The organism is Pseudomonas sp. LBUM1657, assembly GCF_059716075.1.
In genome coordinates, this window is the sequence record NZ_CP166799.1 from 3,358,615 (window position 1) to 3,380,890 (window position 22,276).

A 22,276-nucleotide genomic window follows, 5' to 3' on the forward strand; every position below is an offset into this window, starting at 1 on the left:
CACAGAGTTTTACGCAAGTTGCGGGAGCGAGCCCCTCGATTACTTCGCAGAAATAGCGCTATCCACGAGGGTTTGAGCCTCTGCAACCAGCTGTTTGAGGTGGTCGTCACTCACAAAGCTTTCGGCGTAGATCTTGTAGATGTCTTCCGTGCCCGATGGACGCGCTGCGAACCAGCCGTTTTCGGTCATGACTTTCAGGCCACCAATCGCCTGGTCGTTGCCCGGCGCATGACTGAGAATGCTTTGGATCGCCTCGCCAGCCAGCTGGGTCGAAGTGACCTGGTCCGGCGACAATTTGCTCAACAGGGCTTTCTGTTCCGGATTGGCCTTGGCATCGACCCGTACCGAGAACGGTTCACCCAGCTCATCGGTGAGGGCGCGATAAGCCTGGCTTGGGTCGCGATCGGTGCGGGCGGTCATTTCTGCTGCCAGCAGTGCCGGGATCAAACCGTCCTTGTCGGTGCACCAGACGCTGCCGTCCTTGCGCAGGAACGACGCGCCAGCGCTTTCTTCACCGCCGAAGCCCAAGGAGCCATCGAACAGACCGTCGGCAAACCATTTGAATCCTACCGGCACTTCGTACAGGCGACGACCCAGACGCTTGGCGACGCGATCGATCAAGCCGCTGCTGACCACGGTTTTGCCCACGGCCGCATCGGCGCGCCATTGCGGACGGTTCTGGAACAGATAGTCGATAGAAACCGCGAGGTAGTTGTTCGGCGCCAGCAAGCCACCCGACGGCGTCACGATGCCATGGCGGTCGTGGTCCGGGTCGCAACCGAATGCCACGTCAAAACGATCTTTCAGACCAATCAAGCCTTGCATGGCGTGAGTGGACGACGGGTCCATGCGGATCTGGCCATCCCAGTCGACCGTCATGAAGCGGAAGGTTGGATCAACCTGTGTGTTCACCACTTCCAGGTCCAGACGGTAATGCTCGGCAATCGCCGACCAGTAGCGCACCCCTGCTCCGCCCAGCGGATCGACGCCCAGGCGCAGCTTGGCATCGCGAATGGCATCGAAGTCGATCACGTTGATCAGATCGGCGACATAGGTGTTGAGGTAATCGTGACGGTGCGTGGTGCTGGCCTTCAAGGCCTGCTCGTAGCTGATGCGCTTGACGCCGGCGAGCTTGTTGCTCAGCAGTTCGTTGGCCTTGGCTTCGATCCACTTGGTGATGTGGGTATCGGCCGGGCCACCGTTGGTAGGGTTGTATTTGTAGCCACCGCTTTGCGGCGGATTGTGTGACGGCGTGATGACGATGCCATCCGCCAGGCCCGACGTACGCCCGCGGTTGTAGCAGAGAATCGCATGGGAAATGGCCGGTGTCGGGGTGTATTCGTCACCTGCGGCGATCATTACCGTCACGCCGTTGGCAGCCAGCACTTCCAGGGCGCTGGCGCCAGCCGGAGTAGACAGCGCATGGGTGTCGATACCCACGAACAGCGGACCGTCGATGCCTTGGGCTTCGCGGTACAGGCAGATCGCCTGACTGATCGCCAGCACGTGCCATTCGTTGAAACTCAAGTCAAACGAGCTGCCTCGGTGCCCGGACGTGCCGAAGGCGACGCGCTGGGTGGAGACGGCGGCATCGGGCTGGCCGGTGTAATAGGCCGTTACCAGTCGCGGGATATCGACCAACAGTTCTGCCGGTGCCGGTTTGCCCGCAAAAGGACTGAGTGTCATGCAAAACCTCTGAAATAGAATGGTTCAGGAATGGGGAAGCAGTTTACTGGCAGTTTGACCGCAGCGCGACGTTATCGATCCCGGCGAACCATAGCGTAAATGTTATAAATCCCAAGTGGTCAGGGACGTATGGCGCGATGCTCAGTCGATCGATTCCAGGCGCAAGGCATTTCCCAACACGCCCAGGACGGCAGCGAGGTCGTGATCGCCAGCGAAGGTATGGCTCAGGCGCAAGTATTGCGTATGCAGGCCCTGAAGACTGAACAGTTCGCCGGGAGCGATCACGACCTGGTGCTTGAGCAGGCGCTGAAACACCCGACGCACATCGACCTGGCGCAGCGACCGCACCCAGATCGTCGCACCACCCTGAGGCTCGACGAAGTGCAAGGCATCGCCCAGACGTTCCTGCAACAGCTGGATCATCTGCACCTTGCGGTCCTTGAGTAACCGCCGCAGCACCAGAAGGTGCTGATCGATACGTCCATTGCTGTACAGGCGAGCGATGGCTTTCTGGCGAATCGGCGACAGTCGGAACGAGCGCAGCAGAAAGTGCCGCTGCAGCTCGGCACGCAGGTGTCGCGAGAGTAGATAGCCGTAAGGCGCTTCCGGCCCGATGACCTTCTCGAACGTGGAAAACACAACCAGCCTGTCGGGGTCCAGCAGATCGCGAAACCGCAGGCTGTCCGCTTCGAACCCGAGTTCTCCGTGACAGTCGTTTTCCAACACCCAGCAGCCCTGCCGCGTCAGCAGCTGCGCGATGGATCGCCTGTTGTCGTCGGGCGCCAGACTGCCACGCGGCATGTTGAGCCCGGATGAAACCATCACCAGTCGCACCGGCTCGGTTTCCAGCAGCGCTTTCAGTCGTTCGATGTCCAGGCCTCCGCTCGCTTGCACCACGAATTCAATGACCTGCACATCGGCGGCCTGGAGCAAACGCAGAATTGCCCAGTCGCACGGCGACTCCACCACCACGGTGGCGCCTTTGAGAGACAACACGGCGATCAGTATTTCCAGCACGCCGCGTAGGTCCGCGCCGATATACACATCGTCAGCATGCCAGCAGCGCACCGGCGAAGTGGTGTAACGGGCCGCCAGGGCAGTACGCAGCTCCAGTTCGCCACAAGGCTGTAAAGACGAATGTGGCTGACGCGGGTACTGGCGCAGCAGCTCTCTTTCGAGCAGTAACAACGGACTGTCCAGAGGCTGCAGCAGCGCCGGCTCATCGGCGCTCAAGACCAACATTCCGGGGCGTCTTGCATTGAAATACACCGCTTCGAGCAGGTCATTGCCGCTGCCTAGCGTATTGATGGAGGACACCGGTAACGCGAAATAGCCGGACTTGGCCACCGAATAGACGCGCCCTTCCTTCTCCAGCAGCGAATAAGCGTACTGAATGGTTGAGATCGACACGTTCAAACGTTCCGCCAACTGTCGCAGCGAAGGCAGACGGACGCGCGTGTCATTGGTCGGTTCGTTGATCAGGTTCGTCAGATACCGATAGACCGCCTGATACGCGAAGTCGGTTACTCGCGCCCCTTTCACGGGAAAGTGCCGAAAGCGAAGTCGTTCATATCAGGCACGTTCAATGCCCTGCTGACCATTCACCCGCCACCGTCGTGTCATCGTCAAGGACGTCTGCTTGGGCTGGCAACAAACCCGTGCCGCCGATTTCCGGGTCAGGCACCCTGCCCCCGTCCGCCGACACCGGTGCCATGCGATACAGCGTGCTGATCAGGCTGACAGGCAACCCGCTGACGTCGATCATCCATTGCAGAACCTGCTCCGGCACCGGGTTGCCTTGCATGGCCCGGTGCAAATCAGGCATCGCCACGAGCATGCCGGGATGGCACTGACGCAGAAAGCGCTCAAGCCCCGCGCCCTTCTCGACAAAAGGCGAAAAGAGCAGGCAAACCAGCTGCGCCTCGCTCAAGCCAAGGTTTTTTTGTGCTTCTGTTGCGGCCAGTACGCGCTGGTCGGCCAATGCCGCCGGGTTGCCAAACGCCTCCACCGCTTGCTCGCACAACCGCTCCGGAAGTCGTTGACGGCGCATCATCACCATTGCCCGTTGCAGGTATTCGGCAACGCCGGCCTCGTAGCTGCGGCCATGCACGAAGCACGTTTGCAGACCCCGAAGGTGTGCGGAGACAGACAGGCTGACGTATTCGTTGTCGCTGAGTTGAGCCGCCAGTTCGTCCGGTTGAAAACCGAGAAACTCGGTGAGCAGCGGCCAACGCTCTTCCAGATTGCTGACCAGCATGTCGTGAATATCGATGAACGTGGTGCGGCGACAGGCTTCAAATTGCTCGGCCGGGCGCCATTGCGCATGGTCATGTCCGGAATAAAACCCGCGATAGCAGTCGCTGCCCAGTTCATCGAGCCGCGCGAACAACTGCTCATAGCCCGTTTCATCGGGATTCGAAAGGTTGAGCCCAGCCTTGCTGGCAGCACGCTTCAATCCGTCGAGAAACCGCTTCTGCTGTCGAGGACTGTCACCACTGATCAAGGCGTCCACGCCGTGATCCCAACGGGCGATCTGTCCGTAGAACTCACCGGTGGCCAGATACCCGTCGTCCCACAGATCAAGGGGCTCGTTCCAGGCGCGGCGATGGCCGACCATCAACAGGTTGAGGCGGTTCGACTCGCGACCAGCTTCGGAGATCGGTGTCAGGTGGCTGAACGGCAGGACTTCGCGGTTATCAACCATCAGTACTTCCACCCGGGGGTCGTCGTAGAGGAACAATGCGCTGTAGCTGCGATGGATGTTTTCCAGGGCGGTCGCGCTTGCGCCATTCAAGCGCAGGGACGCCACTCGCAACTGGAACGTCGCCGGGGCCCGACCGGCGATACTCAGCTGTGCGGCGCGCAGCAGCGCGAGGGTGTAGCAACTGTCACGGGACCCGGACTGGATCGCCAGCACCTTGTAGTCGCCGATGCGCTCCATACCCCCTGCGGCGACCGCCAGGCGCTGAATCATCAACTGCAATGCCGTGCGTTCGGCTCGCGAGAAGAAACTCAGCAACCGTTGCAGCACTTGCTGATAGACATAGTTCATCGCTTGGTCATGGATATGGGTCATCTTTATTTACCTGATGCTCGTAAGTTCGATATCGCGCAAACAACGCAATCCCCGGCGCTGATGGTTGTTTGGCACGATTGAACTACTGGGTTCTATTGCCAAATGCTAGCACTGAAGTTTGCGGTAATTATTTGAAATGTTTGAAAGCCGCCTGCAACCTAGTCACCACCAGGCAGCCAGCAAAGCCTTTCAGGCCGGGCTTCCTGCAGAAATTCGAGGCTTCCTAGGAAATGTCCGACAGCGTCCCACAGACATTTAGCACAAGAAATACAGAAAGAAGTCGCGCCAAGCTTTTTGGTAACTTCGCAACGACAAGCTATTTGTTTAATAAGGATCAACGGGGCGCATTGAAAAGTATCAGCCTGATACCCAGCCATGGCTCATTCCTTGAGATGAAAGTAATCATCCAATTATCAGGGCTTATAGATTGATTAGAAGATACAGATTGAGAGCAAAAACCAGTTCAGTTGCTGAACGGCTCCATTGACAGGTCAATGGAACGTCTCATTTCAGGGAGATGCAACACGCAAAAGAGTCCGTGGGGGCACGGACTCTTTGAGGGGGGGTTAGACTGATTCGATCTGGAGAGCGACCCGTTCGCGGCATGGGCATTCGTCCATGTAGCGGTGCGCCTCGACAAACTCGGCAAACGGGAACACCCGAGTCTTGAGCGGCAGCAGCACGCGGTCGGCGGTCATCTGGTTGATGTCGCGCAAGGCACGTTGCAGGGCAACCTGGTCCTGGATAATGCCCAGTTCCGGTTTGCCGGTGAAGTTACCGATGCAATGTACAAAGAACTGAATGTTCTTCTGGAACGCTGCGCAGGCCGGGAATGGTGTCTGGTTGCCACCTTGCAGACCGTACAGCACCAGGCTGCCACGCGGTGCGAGCACATCGCCGAGCAGCGACATCTGTGGGCCGCCAAGACCATCGAACACCACATCGACGCCGCGGTTGTCGGTGATCTTGTTGATCTGCATCAGCAGGTCCTGTTCTTCGGTGACGATGACTTTCTCGGCACCCAGAGACAGCAAGTTCTCACGTTCTTCCGCCGTCTTGGTCGCGGCAATCACTCGCACACCGAGCGCTTTGCCCAGTTGTACGAAGGACGGTCCGGCGCAGTGACTGGCGTCGGTAACCAGGGCAAATTGCCCGGGCTTGACCCGTGCCAGATCGACGTAGGCGAAATAGGCGATCAACAGCGGCGTGTAATGCACGCTGGCTTCAATCGGGCTGAGCACATCCGGGTAACGGGTCAGTGCCGAGCGCGGCAGAACGATCTGCTCACCGTAGACCGGGTAGTCGTTCGGGCTTTCGGCCGGGAAGCTGGCGACCTTGTCACCGACTTCCAGGTCATCGACACCCTCACCGACCGCGGTGACGATACCGGCCATTTCATGGCCAAGGCCTGAAGGCAAACGCGCCTGGGATGACGCCAGATTCTGGCGCCAGAGAATGTCGTACCAGCTGATGCCAATCGCCTCGACGCGCACCTGCACTTCGCCCGGTGCAGGCAAAGCTGCCGCATGCTCTTCGCATTTGAGCACCTCGGCTGGACCAAACTTGTGAAAACGAATCGTGCGGGACATCGCATACCTCGTCAAAGAAACCTCTAATGCCCTGAACTCTATCTGGGCTTTCTACCCAAGACTATCAGTGACTATTAATAGTCGACATGCCTGTCATTGATTCCGCAGCGCCGGCGACATCACCCAATGTCGTAAGAAACCGTAGCTACCTTTGTAGGAAATCTGAATTACTCGGTGCAGAGTACCAGTCTTTCCCCGTAAGATTCATGCCGGCCATTGTTCTTATATGGCCGCTCACGTCAAGTTTGCTGACTCTGCCAGGACTCCAGATGAATCGTAATGACCTGCGTCGTGTCGACCTGAACCTGTTGATCGTATTCGAAACATTGATGCACGAACGCAGCGTGACCCGCGCGGCGGAAAAACTGTTCCTTGGACAGCCGGCCATCAGCGCGGCGCTCTCGCGTCTGCGCGGGTTGTTCGATGATCCGTTGTTCGTGCGTACTGGTCGCAGCATGGAGCCGTCCGCCCGGGCGGTGGAAATCTTTGCCCTGCTTTCTCCGGCGCTGGATTCGATTTCCACCGCCGTCAGCCGTGCGGCTGAATTCGATCCGGCCACCAGCACCGCGGTGTTCCGCATCGGTCTGTCGGACGATGTCGAGTTCGCCCTGCTGCCGATGCTGCTCAAGCGCCTGCGCGCCGAATCACCGGGGATTGTGCTGGTGGTGCGTCGGGTCAACTACATCCTGATGCCGAGTTTGTTGGCGTCCGGCGAGATTTCCATCGGCGTCAGCTACACCACCGATCTGCCGGCCAACGCCAAGCGCAAAGTACTGCGCCGCAGCATGCCAAAGTTGTTGCGCGCCGACACGGTGCCGGGCCCATTAAGCCTGGATGATTTCTGCGCGCGGCCTCATGCATTGGTGTCGTTCGCCGGCGACCTGAGCGGCTTTATAGATGAAGAGCTGGAAAAGCTCGGGCGCAAACGTCATGTCGTGCTCGCGGTGCCACAGTTCAACGGGCTGAGCACGCTTATCAGCGGCACCGATATTGTGGCCACGGTGCCGGATTACACGGCTGAGGCGCTGACGGCGGCTGGCGGTGTCAGGGCTGAAGATCCGCCGTTGCCGGTGCGCAGCTTTGAACTGCACATGGCCTGGCGTGGGTCGCAGGATAACGACCCGGGCGAGCGTTGGTTAAGGTCGAGGATTCAGATGTTCTTTGGCGACCCTGACAGCCTGGCTTGATCATCGGTTTTTTGTAGTGAGGCTGATGGCCTCTTCGCGGGCAAGTCCGCTCCCACATTTGATCTGTGGCGTTCACAAATCACCTGTGGGAGCGGGCTTGCTCGCGAAGGAAGCGACGCGGTCTCAAGCCGTGTCTTTTGCATTCCCCGCAACACTGAATTGTCATCAAGCGAATTGATAGCCGCCTAACGAAAGGTGCATGCTAGAGGGCTGATTCGGGTCTTATATCATTCCGAATGATAGTTACCTTTGCTTCATTCGATTCGTGCCATACAACCTAGCCGAAGCATCATCCGTCCATTCTCAATACATTGGCGGATGCATCCATGGAACAATCACTCAAACATTTGCGCTTCCCGTTGGCCATGTTGGCCGTACTGGTGATGAGCGCCTGCGGCAAGACTCCGGACACGGCCGCCACTATGCCCGCAGCCAAGGTCAGCGTGGCCAAGGTGCTGGAACAACCGGTCAATGAGTGGGACGAATTCACCGGGCGCCTTGAAGCACCTGAAACCGTGGAAATTCGCCCACGGGTCTCCGGCCAGATCGATGAAGTCGCTTTCACTGAAGGCGCATTGGTCAAGAAAGGCGACCTGCTGTTCCAGATCGACCCTCGCCCGTTCCAGGCTGAAGTCCGCCGCCTCGAAGCGCTGGTTGCCCAATCCCGCGCCAACGCCACCCGCAGCGAAAACGAAGCCCAGCGCGGTGAGCGTCTGCGCACCAGCAACGCGATCTCCGCGGAACTGGCCGATTCGCGCACCAGCGCTTCACAAGAAGCCCGCGCTGCCGTCGGCGCCCTCCAGGCGCAACTGGACTTGGCCAAACTGAACCTGAGTTTCACCCGTGTCACCGCGCCAATCAGTGGTCGCGTCAGCCGCGCGGAAATCACCGCCGGCAACCTGGTGACCGCCGATACCACCGCGCTGACCAGCGTAGTTTCCACCGACAAGGTTTACGCCTACTTCGACGCAGACGAGCGTGTGTTCCTCAAGTACACGCAACTCGCCCGCCAGGGCAAACGCGGCGCGACCACCCCGGTTTACCTCGGCCTGTCTAATGAAGACGGCAACCCGCACCAGGGCGTGATGAACTTCGTCGACAACCAGGTCAACCCGAAAACCGGCACCATCCGTGGTCGTGCGGTGTTCGACAACTCTGACGGTAACTACACCCCAGGCCTCTATGCCCGTCTGAAGCTGGTCGGCAGCGGTACCTATTCCGCCGTGCTGATCAACGACGAAGCCGTCGGTACCGATCTGGGCAAGAAGTTCGTGCTGGTGATGGATGCCGAAAACAAAACGGCGTACCGCGCGGTCGAGCTGGGGCCGAAGATCGAAGGCTTGCGCATCGTGCGCAGCGGCCTGAACAAGGATGACACCGTCATCGTCAAGGGTCTGCAACGGGTTCGCCCTGGCTCGCCGGTCACCCCTGAAGTGATCCCGATGGCCAGCGAGCAAACCCTCGCCGCTCTGGCTCAACAACGACAAGCGCTGGAAGCCAGCAACCTGCCCCAAGTCGCACCTGCCAAGGTCGCGCCGGGTTCGGTTGTGAAAGTGGCTGCCGCGACTCCACGCGGTTAAGGGATCTCTACGATGAATTTTTCCCAATTCTTCATTTCACGGCCGATCTTTGCAGCGGTACTTTCGCTGCTGATCCTGATCGCCGGTGCCATCTCGCTGTTCCAGTTGCCGATCAGCGAATACCCGGAAGTGGTGCCGCCGACCGTTGTGGTCCGCGCCAACTTCCCGGGTGCCAACCCGAAAGTCATCGGTGAAACCGTGGCGGCTCCTTTGGAGCAAGCCATCACCGGCGTCGAGAACATGCTGTACATGTCCTCGCAGTCCACCGCTGACGGCAAGATCACCCTGACCATCACCTTTGCGCTGGGCACCGACCTGGACAACGCACAGGTGCAAGTGCAGAACCGTGTGACCCGGACCGAGCCGAAACTTCCAGAAGAAGTGACGCGCATCGGTATCACCGTGGATAAGGCTTCGCCCGACTTGACCATGGTTGTGCACTTGACCTCGCCGGACAAACGCTACGACATGCTCTACCTGTCCAACTACGCCCTGCTCAACATCAAGGATGAGCTGGCGCGTCTGGGTGGTGTCGGTGATGTGCAGCTGTTCGGTATGGGCGATTACTCGCTTCGCGTCTGGCTCGATCCAAACAAGACCGCTTCGCGCAACCTGACCGCAACCGATGTCGTCACGGCGATTCGCGAACAGAACCGTCAAGTAGCGGCCGGTGCATTGGGTGCGCCGCCTGCGCCGAATGCCACTGCGTTCCAGTTGTCGGTCAACACTCAGGGACGTCTGGTTTCTGAAGAAGAGTTCGAGAACATCATCATTCGCTCCGGCGACAACGGTGAAATCACCCGTCTGAAAGACATCGCTCGCATTGAACTGGGTTCCAGCCAATACGCCCTGCGATCCTTGCTGAACAACCAGCCGGCGGTAGCGATCCCGATCTTCCAGCGTCCGGGTTCCAACGCCATCGAGATCTCCAACGAAGTTCGGGCGAAAATGGCCGAACTGAAGAAGAACTTCCCGGAAGGCATGGACTTCAGCATCGTCTATGACCCGACGATCTTCGTGCGCGGTTCCATCGAGGCGGTGGTTCACACCCTCTTCGAAGCACTGATCCTCGTGGTATTGGTGGTGATCCTGTTCCTGCAGACCTGGCGTGCCTCGATCATTCCGTTGGTGGCAGTGCCGGTGTCGCTGATCGGTACGTTCGCGGTGATGCATTTGTTCGGCTTCTCGCTGAACGCGCTGTCTCTATTCGGACTGGTATTGGCCATCGGTATCGTGGTGGACGACGCCATCGTGGTGGTGGAGAACGTCGAGCGAAACATTGGACTGGGATTGACGCCGGTCGAGGCGACCAAACGGGCCATGCGTGAAGTGACCGGTCCGATTATCGCCACGGCGCTGGTGTTGTGTGCGGTGTTTATTCCGGCGGCATTCATCTCCGGGTTGACCGGGCAGTTCTACAAACAGTTCGCCCTGACCATTGCGATTTCGACGGTGATCTCGGCCTTCAACTCGCTGACCCTGTCGCCAGCGCTGGCCGCCGTACTGCTCAAGAGCCACGACGCGCCGAAAGACCGCTTCTCCAGAGTGCTCGACAAGATCTTCGGTGGCTGGTTGTTCCGTCCGTTCAACCGCTTCTTTGACAAGGCCAGCCATGGCTATGTCGGCACCGTGGGCCGGGTTATCCGCAGCAGCGGTATCGCCCTGCTGGTGTACGCCGGCTTGATGGTGCTGACCTTCTTCGGTTTCTCCAACACCCCGACCGGTTTCGTACCCGGCCAGGACAAGCAATACCTGGTGGCCTTCGCACAACTGCCGGATGCCGCGAGCCTGGACCGTACCGAAGACGTGATCAAACGCATGTCCGACCTGGCGCTGAAACAGCCGGGCGTGGAAAGTGCGGTGGCCTTCCCTGGCCTGTCGATCAACGGTTTCACCAACAGCCCTAACGCCGGCATTGTGTTCGTGACGCTGAAACCTTTCGACGAGCGCAAAGACCCGAGCATGTCTGCCGGTGCCATTGCCGGTGCGTTGAACGGCCAGTTCGCCGGGATTCAGGAAGCCTACATGGCGATCTTCCCGCCGCCGCCAGTACAAGGCCTGGGCACCATCGGTGGTTTCCGCCTGCAGATCGAAGACCGGGGCAACCTGGGGTATGACGAGCTGTACAAAGAAACCATGAACATCATCAACAAAAGCCACAGCGTGCCGGAACTGGCCGCGCTGTTCACCAGCTACACCGTGAACGTGCCGCAGGTCGATGCCGCCATCGACCGGGAAAAAGCCAAGACCCACGGCGTGGCCGTCAGCGACATCTTCGACACCCTGCAGATCTACCTGGGTTCGTTGTATGCCAACGACTTCAACCGCTTCGGTCGGACTTATCAGGTCAACGTTCAGGCTGAGCAGCAGTTCCGTCTCGAACCGGACCAGATCGGCCAGCTGAAAGTGCGTAACAACAAAGGCGAGATGATCCCGCTGGCGACCTTTATCAAGGTCAGCGACACCTCGGGTCCGGACCGCGTGATGCACTACAACGGTTTCATCACCGCTGAAATCAACGGTGCGGCAGCCCCAGGCTACAGCTCTGGCCAGGCCGAAAAGGCCATCGAGAAACTGCTCAAGGAAGAACTTCCGAACGGCATGACCTACGAATGGACCGACCTGACCTACCAGCAGATTTTGTCCGGCAACACTGCACTGTTCGTGTTCCCGCTCTGCGTATTGCTGGCGTTCCTGGTACTCGCGGCACAGTACGAAAGCTGGAGCCTGCCATTGGCGGTGATCCTGATCGTACCGATGACCTTGCTGTCGGCCATTACCGGGGTGATTGCTTCCGGTGGCGACAACAACATCTTCACCCAGATCGGCTTGATCGTACTGGTGGGACTGGCCTGTAAGAACGCGATTCTGATCGTCGAGTTTGCCAAGGATAAACAGGAAGAAGGCATGGGCCCGCTGGCTGCGGTGCTGGAAGCTTGCCGTCTGCGTCTGCGGCCGATCCTGATGACCTCCTTCGCGTTCATCATGGGTGTTGTGCCACTGGTGTTCTCCAGCGGTGCTGGTGCCGAAATGCGTCACGCAATGGGTGTGGCGGTGTTCTCCGGGATGCTCGGGGTGACCTTCTTCGGTCTGTTGCTGACACCTGTGTTCTACGTGTTGATTCGTAACTTTGTGGAGCGCGGTGAAGCGCGAAAAGCAGCCAAAGCCCTGAAACTGGAGGCGCAACAATGAGCCCGAAAGCCTTCCTCCCGAGCCTGCTGGTACTGGCCCTGAGTGCCTGTGCCGTCGGCCCGGACTATAAGACCCCCGCCACGGAACCGGCCAATATCACGGCCGCCACCGATGGCGCCGCCGGCCAGAAAAACTTCGACCGTGCACGGTTCGAAGGCATCTGGTGGCAGCAGTTCGAAGACCCGACCCTCAACAAGTTGGTGACTCAATCGCTGCAAGGCAACCGTGATCTGCGCGTGGCGTTTGCCCGCTGGAAAGCGGCCCGGGCGATCCGCGACGACGCCAGCAATGACGCCATGCCGACCATCACCAGCCGCGCCAGCAGTAATCTGGGCAAGGGCCAGATTCCTGGCCAGACCACCCAACGGGTCAATAGCGAGCGCTATGACCTGGGGCTGGACATGGCCTGGGAACTGGACCTGTTCGGTCGCATCCAGCGCAACCTGGAATCCAGCGACGCGGAACAACAGGCTGCCGAGGCCGATCTGTATCAACTGCAAGTCACCATGATTGCCGAACTGGTGGATGCCTACGGTCAACTGCGCGGTGCGCAACTGCGGGAAAAGATCGCGCTGGCCAACCTGAACAACCAACAGGAATCGCGCAAAATCACCGAAAGCCTGCGTGATGCCGGCGTCGGCGATCAGCTCGATGTGGAACGCGCCGATGCGCGACTGGCGTCCGTTGAAGCCAGCGTGCCGCAATTGCAGGCCGAACAGGTTCGTCAGAAAAACCGTATCGCTACCCTGTTGGGTGAGCGTCCGGACAAGCTGACCGTCGACCTCAATCCCAAGGACTTGCCGGCCATCGCCAAGGCGCTGCCAATCGGTGATCCGGGCGAGCTGCTGCAACGTCGGCCGGACATTCTCAGCGCCGAACGCAAACTGGCTTCCGCCACGGCGCGTATCGGTGTGGCCAAGGCCGATCTGTTCCCGCGGGTCAGCCTCAGCGGCTTCCTTGGTTTCACCGCCGGGCGCGGTTCGCAGATCGGTTCTTCGGCGGCCAATGCCTGGGCGCTGGGCCCAAGCATCACCTGGGCAGCGTTTGACCTTGGCAGCGTGCGCGCGCGTTTGCGGGGCGCCGATGCAGAGGCCGAAGGCGCCCTGGCGACCTATGAACAGCAAGTGCTGCTGGCCCTGGAAGAATCGGAAAACGCTTTCAGTGATTACGGTAAACGTCAGCAACGCCTGATTTCGCTGATTCGTCAGAGCGAATCAAGCCGCTCCGCTGCCAACCTGGCGGAAATTCGCTACCGCGAAGGCACTGCTGACTTCCTGGTGTTGCTCGATGCGCAACGCGAGCGCCTGGCGGCTGAAGACACCCAGGCCCAGGCGGAGGTCGATCTGTACCGCGGCATTGTCGCGATTTACAAAGCCCTTGGCGGTGGCTGGCAACCAGAAACCGTCGCCAGCAAGTAACGTTTAAACGAGCTCCTTTGGTTGGCCGCAACCAACCAATTCCTTTGCCCCGCGCCTCATTCGGTCGCGGGGCTTTTTTTTGCCTGGTCAGCAAGCAGTGTGAATCCTGTGGCAGCGAGCTTGCTCGCGAATGCGGTGGTTCAGTCACCATCAAAGTTGAATGTGATGGCCTCTTCGCGAGCAAGCCCGCTCCCACAGGGGGTTAGCGGTGTTCTTGTGTCTTGCGATTTTCCATGACCGTCACGGTAGCCGTAGTCCCTGCACGGAGGCGGTTTCTGGCGGCGTAATCGGCATCGATCTGTATCCGCACCGGCACCCTTTGCGCAAGTTTGACCCAGGTGTAACTGGGGTTGATGTTGGCCAGCATTCGACCACCGGGCAGGTTTTCCCGGTCGGCAATGGCGAAGGCGATGCTTTGCACCGTGCCGTCGAAGGTTTCGCCGCTCATCAACTCGATCCTCACGCGGTCACCCTTCTCTATTCGCGGCAGCTTGGTTTCTTCAAAGTAACCGCTGACATAAAACGAGTCGCTGTCCACCAGTGCCAACAGCGCACCACCGGCGGCGGCATAGTCACCCTGACGAGTCAGCAGATTGGTCACGTAACCACTGACGGGCGCTTCGACCCGAGTGCGTTGCAAGTCCAGTTCGGCCTGGGTCAGTGCCGCGATAGCCAATTGCACGTTGGCCTGGGCAAGCCCCAGGTTCGCTTGATTGCGCAGCAACTCGGCCTGCGCAACCGCCACTTCCGTACTGGATTTTTCCCACTCTTCGCCAGAAATCGCGAACCGTTGCTTGAGCGTACGCCGTCGGCGTTCTTCACTCTGACGCTGGCGCAGCAGCGCATCACTGGCGACTATCGTTGCCTCGGATTGACCCAAGGAGGCTTTCGCCACCTCCACCGAGCGCTTGGCATGCTCCACCGCCAGGACATAGCGCGCCGGGTCGATCTCCAGTAGCAACTGGCCTTTTTCGACGTGCTGGTTATCCTCGACGCTCAATCCAACGATGCGCCCCGAGACATCGGCGGACAACGTCACCACATCGGCCCGCACTCGGGCATCCCGGGTCCAGGGAGCGCGAGTGTAATGTTCCCAGGCAAACCAGCCGAGAACAAAGGCCAGCACCACCACCGCGACCGTAGCGAGTCGGGAAAGGATCTTCTTCAAAGCATCAAGCTCCCATCACCAGAATCAGCGTCGCGCAAACGCAGGCATACAGCGCGCCTTCAAACAGCGCTTCGTGCCAGACGAACCGCAGCACGCCGAGGCGGCGCAAGATCCAGTCCAACAGCAGGAAAACCGGCAAGGCCAGCAGCAGCGCCTGGGCGATCGGTGGCAAGTAGACGCCACCTATTTCCAAGTCAATGGGCAAGGGCCGGTACTCCTTCCATGTCTGAAGGTTGAAAGTGTTCACGATAGCGTTCCAGAAACGACACCACGATCAGCAGCGCCACGCGCATGCGGAATACCGACCACAAGTGCTCATGAACATCCAGATGCAGGTCATCCATTTCATCGCCCAAGGCATGCAAGTTGGCGAGCAGCCGATCGAGGTTAATGCCAGACCGCCCGGCGACCCACTTTCCCGTCTCTCGCACCGCCACTAACAAACGGCTTTGTTGCTCCGTGCTCAGCAAGGTGTTGCTCTGCCCTTGTTGTCTGAGCTGATTCAGCGCGACACCCAGCGCCATGCACCCCAGGCTGACTTCGAACAACTCGCGGGATGGCTTGTCCTGGATGGCCGGCAGCAGTCCTAACATCATGGTCAAGCGGTCGACCATGCGGCTTTCAAAAGCAAACTGCTGCTCATCGGTGGCCGGCGTCTTCAGCAACGCGTAGACCTGCTCGCAGTTCTCATTGAATAGCCGGCGCATCCGCAGAACGGGTCTGAACGGGAAGATCAAGGCGTAGACACTTAACGCCAGCACGGTTGCACTGATATACGCACCGGCAAACTCGAACCACTGAATCGCACTGTTCTGGCCGATACCTACGTTCTGCGGACCCAATAACAGAAAAGTCGACAGTCCAAGACCAATGCCAGTCCCGGTGGTGGCCGGCGTGGCCAGCCCGACCGCGGCCGCATACAGCAGCGGCACCAATAGCAAGGCCAGTAGCTCGAAGTCGCTGATCATGGGTACGAACATAAACTGGTAGAGCGCCGACACTATTAAGGCCAGTCCCAGGCCCCTTGCATAACTTTGCGCGGCCAGTAGCGGCCGAGGGAATGTCGCCATCAGCGAGCAGAGAACCCCCACCAGAACCATCCCGCCGCGCGCACCGTCCCAACCGGTCTCGATCCAGATCAGACCCGCCACCAGCAATGCAATAAACGCCCGGATGGCGTTCATCGCCGCCAGGGTGAAGTCCAGATGCAAAGGGTTGTCCAGGCCGCGAAACACGCTACTGGCTTGACGCTCCTCCTGGATCGCGTCACTGAGCTCCAGAATCTGCGCCAGTTGCTCCAACATCCGCGCTTGCTCCCAGCGCAGCGCCCAGGCCAGCGAACGCAGCATGGCAGGCATCGTCTCGGTCAACTGCTCTGCCTTGTAGGCTTGCTCGTCGAAACGCTGTTGCAGCGCTACGAAGTGCTTCCGGGCCTCGGGCGACAATGAACGCCCTTGCCGCGCCAACTCATCGAGAAACGTCAGTTCTTCAGCGCGCAGACGCTGTATCTCTTCCGGTAGATCGCCTTCCCAACGCTCGGTCAGCAGCTCCCGCTGGTGGCGCAGAGCCGTCAACCGTGAGGTCAACAGCACCAGCTGATTACCCAACAACTGCACCAGCCCATTGGCGCTGCGCAAGCGTGGTACATCGAAATACAAATGCCGACGTACGCCCTCCAGGGCACTGATCGCGCCGAGCAGCTGCATCTGCCGCTGGTGGAAGTCAGCCTCGCTCTCCTCGGTTCGAATGACCGCAGCGGCGTGGGTCGCGAGCAACTTGATCACTTGGTCGATCCTGGCGAAGTAATCCCGGGCCACGGTTTCCGGTCGCGCCGTGAGAAGGCTGACAACGCACACGCAGGCAACGGCCAGAAGTGTCTCGGTCAAGCGGGTGACGGCCAGCAAAAACGTACCTTCCTGATCAGGCACCGCCAGCAGCGCCACGACGACCGCGGTGTATCCACTCAATACAAACGCCTGGGAACTGGTGTAACGCAGCAACGTACCGCCAGCGGTACACAACGCCAGCCACAGGGCCAGGGTAGTGATGAAAGGCAGCGGCGCCTGGGGAAAGATCGCCATGATCAACACCGCCACCACCGCGCCCAGGGTGGTGCCGATGATCTGGCCGAAACTCCGGGCCAGGGCCATTCCGGCCAGCGGCTGGCTGACAATGATCACCGCCATGATCGACCACTTGGGCTGGTCCAGGTCGAACAGGAAGGCCAGGTACAGCGTCAGCAGCCCGGCCGCGATGGTTCTCAAGGCAAACAGCAATACCCCTCGCCCGGGGTTGAGTATGGCCTTGAAGTACTGAAGCAGCGGTTGCATGGGAACACTCTTGGAGTCATCTCCAGCAAGCGTAGTCACTGCTTCAAGGCCATGGGAGGTTTCGGTGTCGACGCGACTTGTAGGCACATTCGCTAGCCAGGGTTTGACTCACAGCCCTGCCTGACCGAAGCTTACGGCCTTGCAAAAGCTTGCCAGCTCCCGGATTCCTGCATGCCCCAGTCCCGCCGCTACCTGCTCATCAGCCTCTGTGTCCTGTTCGCCATCGGCCTTGCCTGGTTGTTCCTGCGCAGCACAACACCCGAGGTGCCGCCGGCCATCAAGCGCGGTTACAGCGAAGCGCTGGCCCAGGCTCGTGCAGGTCAGCCGGGCGCGGCGCGGGTCCTCTATCAGCAACTGGGCCGTCCGGACATCTCGCCCAAGCGCCGTGTCTGGCTGCACGCCGAACTGCCCAACTACCCCAGCTCCGTGGCCCTGAAACTGGCGGATGCAGACTTGCAGCATGAGTCGCCAGACGTGCGCATCGCAGCCATCAAAAGCATCAGCGGGCTGGTGCCCAAAGGCCAACGCAGCCTGTTGCTCGGGCCATTGCTCGACGACAGTGAACAGCGCGTCCGATTTGCTGCGGTCAACGCACTGCTCGGGCTTTCGCCGGACGATCTGGGTCTGTACTTCGGACCGTTGCAGCAGGCGATCGACGCCTGGGAGAAAGTGCTCAAGAGCGCCCCCGAAAGTGCCGACAACTACTATCAGCGCGCTCGGCTGCACCTGCACAACGCCGAGTTGAAAGAAGCACAAGAAGCCCTTGAACAGACCTTGCGCCTTGATCCCGGCAACCTTCCGGCGCTGGTGATGCAGATTGAAGTACTGGATAAACAGGGCCAAAGCGATGCAGCCCGGCAACTGTTGGCCAAGCAACTGAAGGCACAGCCGGATTCCGCCTACCTGCAACACGCCCTTGGGCTTTGGTTGTTGCAACACGGCCAAAGTGAGTTCGCCCTGCTGGGCCTGTCCAAAGCCGTGGAGCTCGAGCCGGACAACAAGGATTACCGCTACGACCTGGCCACCACGCTGCATGGTGAAGATGAGCTGGAAGCCGCGCAGAAGCAGTTACAGGAAATCGTCCAGCGCCACCCGGCCGATCGCAAGGCGCGGGTATTGCTGATCAATTACTGGAAGGAAAGCGGTCAGCTGCAGAACGTGCAGATTCTGTTGGCGCAACTGGAACAGCTCAATCCCGACGATCCGGCGTTGCAGCAAGGTCTCTGACAGACTGCCCCGGCAGCAACTGCCGAAGGCTAAAAATCTCTTGATACAAAAGTTTGAACCGTCATCTCGGCCAAAGGTCAAGTGAACAGGCAGTCCATTCAGGCACTTACGGCCTGCTGCCTCGCTTCCCCTAGTCATGAGAGGGCATTTTTTGTCTACGTCTAACGAGTTGATCAGTGCAAAAGCCGCCACCGGCATTGAAGGTCTGGATGACATCCTGGCCGGTGGATTGTCCCGCGGACATGTGTTTTTGCTGGAGGGTGAACCCGGAACCGGCAAAACCACCGTCGCATTGCATTTTCTATTGGCCGGCGCCCGAGCCGGCGAACGCTCGTTGTACATCACTCTGTCGGAAACCGAACGTGAGCTGCGCCAAGGCGCGTTGTCCCACGGTTGGGAGCTGGATGAAAACATCCATATTTTCGAACTGACGCCCCCGGAAAGTCTGCTCAATGCCGACCATCAGCAAAGCCTGCTGTATTCCTCGGACCTGGAATTGGGTGAAGCGACCCGACAGATTTTCGAAGTGGTCGAACGGGTCAAACCCACCCGCGTAGTCCTCGACAGCCTGTCGGAGATCCGCCTGCTGGCCCAAAGCTCCCTGCGCTACCGGCGCCAGATCCTCGCGATCAAACATTACTTCGTGCGCTACGACGCCACCGTGGTGCTGCTCGATGACCTGACGACCGAATCCCTCGATAAAACCGTACACAGTGTGGCCCACGGGGTGATTCGCTTGGAGGAACTGACGCCCAACTATGGCGCCGAGCGGCGGCGGATCCGCGTGGTGAAGTATCGCGGTCAGAAGTACCGCGGCGGTTTTCACGACTTCACCATCATGGGCGATGGCGTGCATGTGTTTCCGCGCCTGGTGGCAGCCGAACATCGTGGCCGCTATGTCCGTCAGCAGTTGACCAGCAGCATCAAGGAAATGGACGCCCTGCTCGGCGGCGGCATCGAGACCGGTTCCAGCACCTTGATTCTTGGGCCGGCCGGTACCGGCAAATCGCTGATCTCGATGATCTTCGCGGCAGCCGCCGTGGCCCGAGGCGAAAAAGCCGCGTTGTTCATTTTCGATGAAGAACTGGGACTGCTGTTCGAGCGCATGAAGAACATGGGCATCGACTTGAAGGCCCTGCAAGACACCGGCAATCTGCTGATCGAGCAAGTGGACGCGGCCGAACTGTCCCCCGGCGAGTTTTCCCACCGGGTTCGTCGCTGTGTCGATCAGCGCAACATCAAGACTGTGGTGATCGACAGTATCAACGGCTATCAGGCAGCGATGCCCGAAGAGAATGCGCTGGTGCTGCACATGCACGAATTGCTGCTGTACCTCAATCGCCAGGGCGCGGCGACGTTCATGACCGTCGCCCAGCATGGACTGGTCGGCGACATGCAGGCCCCCGTGGACATCACGTATCTGGCCGACACGGTTATCCTGCTGCGTTACTTCGAAGCGCTGGGCAAGGTTCGTCGGGCGATCTCGATCATCAAGAAACGTACCGGCAGCCACGAGTCGACCATTCGTGAATACCGCATCAGCTCGCAAGGCATGACCATCGGTGAACCGCTGGACGCCTTTCAGGGCGTATTGCGCGGCGTTCCGACTTATCTGGGCGCGAGCAATCCATTGCTCAGGGATGAAGCCCCGTGATGGTTCAGGAAGCGATGTCCGAGCGCGCGATCATTCTCGCGCCGCTGGGTCGCGACAGCCATATTGCACTGATGATGCTCAACGAAGCGGGTTACGACGGGGTGATCACCCGGGACCTGATTGGTCTTTGCGCCGAGTTGGAGCAAGGCGCCGGGTTGTTGCTGATCTCCTCCGAAGCCTTGTTGGGCGGGGATATCGAGCCGTTGCTCGGTCTGATCGAGCAACAGCCCGCCTGGTCGGACCTGCCGATCGTATTGATGACGTACCACGGCGGGCCGGAACAAAACCCGGCGTCGCGCTTCGGCCCACAATTGGGGAACGTGACCTTTCTTGAGCGCCCTTTTCATCCGGTGACGTTGATCAGCCTGGTGACCACCGCCTTGCGCGGCCGTCGACGACAGTACGAAGCCAGGGACCGGTTGATCGACCTGAGCCAAAGTGAGCTGCGCCTGCAAAACACCCTCGAAACCCTCGAACAACAGGTCGAGGAGCGCACCGCCCAGTTGCGCCACAACGAAGAAGCCCTGCGTCAGTCCCAGAAAATGGAAGCCGTCGGCCAACTCACCGGCGGTATTGCCCATGACTTCAACAATATGCTGACCGGCATCATCGGCAGCCTGGAGTTGCTGCGCCGACGCTTGGCCCGCGGGCGCATCGAAGATCTGGACAGCCTGATCGACCTGGGCGTGACCTCGGCGAATCGCGCGGCGGGTCTCACCCATCGTTTGCTGGCGTTTTCCCGACGCCAGTCGCTGGACTCCAAACCCGTGGAGATGAACACTTTGGTGGTCTCCATGGGCGAACTGTTGCAGCGCAGCATCAACGAAAGCATTCAGTTGGACATGCAGCTCAGCGAGCAATTGTGGGTGGCCGAGGCCGACCCGAACCAACTGGAAAGCGCCCTGCTCAATCTGGTGATCAATGCGCGGGACGCCATGCCCGATGGCGGCAGAATGGCGGTCAAAACCTGGAATCAACACCTGGACACTGGCTTCACCGGGGCCCACAACAACCTCGAACCGGGCGATTATGTGGTACTGAGCGTGACCGACACCGGGTGCGGCATGCCGGAAAGTGTGGTCAACCGAGCCTTCGACCCCTTCTTTACCACCAAGCCGATTGGCCAGGGCACTGGCCTCGGGCTGTCGATGATCTATGGCTTCAGCAAACAATCGCGCGGTCATGTCGCCATTCATAGTGAGGTCGGCGAAGGCACCACCGTGAACCTGTTTCTGCCACGTTTCGGCGGGGATCTACCGCAGGACAGTCCGATAGACGTCCCGCACGAACCTTTTGCGCAGAACGGCGAAACGGTATTGATCGTCGAGGATGATCCCGCCGTGCGGGTCTTGGTCAGTACGGTACTGAGCGAGCTGGGGTATGCCTTTGTCGAGGCCGGTGATGCCGACAGCGCGATGCCGATTCTCGATTCCGGGCAGCGTATCGATCTGTTGATCAGTGATGTAGGACTACCCGGGATGAATGGCCGGCAACTGGCGGAAATCGGTCGGCAATATCGACCTGACCTCAAGGTACTGTTCATCACCGGCTACGCGGAACATGCGGCCGTGCGCGGTGGATTCCTCGACCCGGGCATGCAGATGATCACCAAGCCGTTCACCTTCGACCTGCTGACGGCGAAGGTGCGGGAGATGATCAGAGTCTGAACACGCCCGTAGGAGCGAAGCTTGCTCGCGAAGAACGAAAACGCGGTGAGTCAGAACTTACGCCTTCGCGAGCAAGCTCCGCTCCGACATGAGACCTTACGAAAGCATGTCCTGCATCAATTCCTGCAACACATCCAGATCGAACGGCTTGCCCAGGATCGGCGCCTTGCGCGTGATCGGGCTGTCGGTCTCACGGATCTCCTGCGGGTAACCGCTGATGAAAATCACCTTGAGCTCCGGTCGCAGTTTCACGGCGGGTTCGGCGATCTGGACGCCAGAGATTCCGCCCGGCAGGCGAAAATCGGTGATCATCATGTCCAGGTGCGGTTTGCTCGCGAGGATTTCAAAGGCCTGCTCGCCGTTTTCAGCCTGCAGCACCCGGTAGCCCTCACCCGACAGATAGGCCGACAGCACCATCAAAATCGAGGGGTCATCTTCGACGATCAATACGACGTCTTGTGCATCTTCACTCATGGGAAGCCTTTGTTCGGTCAATAGCTGC

The 22,276-nt window shown here is 59.6% G+C and carries 15 protein-coding genes; 7 read left to right on the forward strand and 8 right to left on the reverse strand.

Annotation, left to right across the window (positions count from 1 at the left end; translation table 11 throughout):
• Window positions 1-39 precede the first annotated feature (39 nt).
• From pgm to ACA055_RS15485, 4 genes are all read right to left on the reverse strand, one after another.
• On the reverse strand, window positions 40-1,686 hold the full coding sequence (pgm, locus tag ACA055_RS15470; protein ID WP_497679433.1) for a phosphoglucomutase (alpha-D-glucose-1,6-bisphosphate-dependent): 1,647 nt from the start codon (window positions 1,684-1,686) through the stop codon (window positions 40-42).
• Between the two features lie 141 nt (window positions 1,687-1,827).
• Entirely contained in the window at window positions 1,828-3,228 is a 1,401-nt protein-coding gene (locus ACA055_RS15475; protein ID WP_497679434.1) for an aminotransferase-like domain-containing protein, read from the reverse strand.
• 40 nt (window positions 3,229-3,268) lie between these two features.
• Entirely contained in the window at window positions 3,269-4,762 is a 1,494-nt protein-coding gene (locus tag ACA055_RS15480) for a hypothetical protein (RefSeq protein ID WP_497679435.1), read from the reverse strand.
• A 566-nt stretch (window positions 4,763-5,328) separates the two neighbouring features.
• Complete coding sequence (locus tag ACA055_RS15485; RefSeq protein WP_497679436.1) at window positions 5,329-6,351, reverse strand: zinc-dependent alcohol dehydrogenase family protein; 1,023 nt, start codon at window positions 6,349-6,351, stop codon at window positions 5,329-5,331.
• A 269-nt stretch (window positions 6,352-6,620) separates the two neighbouring features.
• Between ACA055_RS15485 and ACA055_RS15490 the strand changes: the two genes are divergently transcribed.
• The 4 genes from ACA055_RS15490 to ACA055_RS15505 all read left to right on the forward strand — a co-directional run bounded on the left by ACA055_RS15490 (window position 6,621) and on the right by ACA055_RS15505 (window position 13,728).
• Window positions 6,621-7,538, forward strand: coding sequence for a LysR family transcriptional regulator (locus ACA055_RS15490; RefSeq protein ID WP_497679437.1), 918 nt, complete (start codon window positions 6,621-6,623; stop codon window positions 7,536-7,538).
• A gap of 326 nt (window positions 7,539-7,864) precedes the next feature.
• Window positions 7,865-9,118 (forward strand): multidrug efflux RND transporter periplasmic adaptor subunit MexE, encoded by a 1,254-nt coding sequence (mexE, locus tag ACA055_RS15495; protein ID WP_497679438.1) that lies wholly within the window; start codon window positions 7,865-7,867, stop codon window positions 9,116-9,118.
• A 12-nt stretch (window positions 9,119-9,130) separates the two neighbouring features.
• Window positions 9,131-12,310, forward strand: a complete 3,180-nt coding sequence (locus ACA055_RS15500) for an efflux RND transporter permease subunit (protein WP_497679439.1) — start codon at window positions 9,131-9,133, stop codon at window positions 12,308-12,310.
• The gene (locus ACA055_RS15505; protein ID WP_497679440.1) at window positions 12,307-13,728 is read left to right on the forward strand and encodes an efflux transporter outer membrane subunit; all 1,422 of its coding nucleotides are present in this window, start codon (window positions 12,307-12,309) and stop codon (window positions 13,726-13,728) included. The genes ACA055_RS15500 and ACA055_RS15505 overlap by 4 nt, the downstream gene beginning before the upstream one ends.
• Window positions 13,729-13,930: 202 nt before the next feature.
• Here ACA055_RS15505 and ACA055_RS15510 read toward each other — a convergent pair whose 3' ends face one another.
• From ACA055_RS15510 to ACA055_RS15520, 3 genes are read right to left on the reverse strand one after another with little or no spacing between them, the layout of a single operon-like run.
• The gene (locus ACA055_RS15510) at window positions 13,931-14,896 is read right to left on the reverse strand and encodes an HlyD family secretion protein (RefSeq protein ID WP_497679441.1); all 966 of its coding nucleotides are present in this window, start codon (window positions 14,894-14,896) and stop codon (window positions 13,931-13,933) included.
• A 4-nt stretch (window positions 14,897-14,900) separates the two neighbouring features.
• Window positions 14,901-15,101: a DUF1656 domain-containing protein gene (locus ACA055_RS15515; RefSeq protein WP_497679442.1), complete on the reverse strand. Its 201-nt coding sequence runs from the start codon at window positions 15,099-15,101 to the stop codon at window positions 14,901-14,903.
• Window positions 15,091-17,226 carry an FUSC family protein gene (locus tag ACA055_RS15520; protein ID WP_497679443.1) on the reverse strand — a complete coding sequence of 712 codons (2,136 nt, stop codon included), beginning with the start codon at window positions 17,224-17,226 and terminating at the stop codon, window positions 15,091-15,093. The genes ACA055_RS15515 and ACA055_RS15520 overlap by 11 nt, the downstream gene beginning before the upstream one ends.
• A 171-nt stretch (window positions 17,227-17,397) precedes the next feature.
• Between ACA055_RS15520 and ACA055_RS15525 the strand changes: the two genes are divergently transcribed.
• The 3 genes from ACA055_RS15525 to ACA055_RS15535 all read left to right on the forward strand — a co-directional run bounded on the left by ACA055_RS15525 (window position 17,398) and on the right by ACA055_RS15535 (window position 21,774).
• Entirely contained in the window at window positions 17,398-18,453 is a 1,056-nt protein-coding gene (locus ACA055_RS15525) for a tetratricopeptide repeat protein (RefSeq protein WP_497679444.1), read from the forward strand.
• A gap of 151 nt (window positions 18,454-18,604) precedes the next feature.
• Window positions 18,605-20,107 carry an ATPase domain-containing protein gene (locus ACA055_RS15530; protein WP_497679445.1) on the forward strand — a complete coding sequence of 501 codons (1,503 nt, stop codon included), beginning with the start codon at window positions 18,605-18,607 and terminating at the stop codon, window positions 20,105-20,107.
• Complete coding sequence (locus ACA055_RS15535) at window positions 20,107-21,774, forward strand: ATP-binding protein (RefSeq protein WP_497684431.1); 1,668 nt, start codon at window positions 20,107-20,109, stop codon at window positions 21,772-21,774. The genes ACA055_RS15530 and ACA055_RS15535 overlap by 1 nt, the downstream gene beginning before the upstream one ends.
• A 96-nt stretch (window positions 21,775-21,870) precedes the next feature.
• Here ACA055_RS15535 and ACA055_RS15540 read toward each other — a convergent pair whose 3' ends face one another.
• Complete coding sequence (locus ACA055_RS15540; protein WP_010460444.1) at window positions 21,871-22,248, reverse strand: response regulator; 378 nt, start codon at window positions 22,246-22,248, stop codon at window positions 21,871-21,873.
• Between the last annotated feature and the right edge of the window lie 28 nt (window positions 22,249-22,276).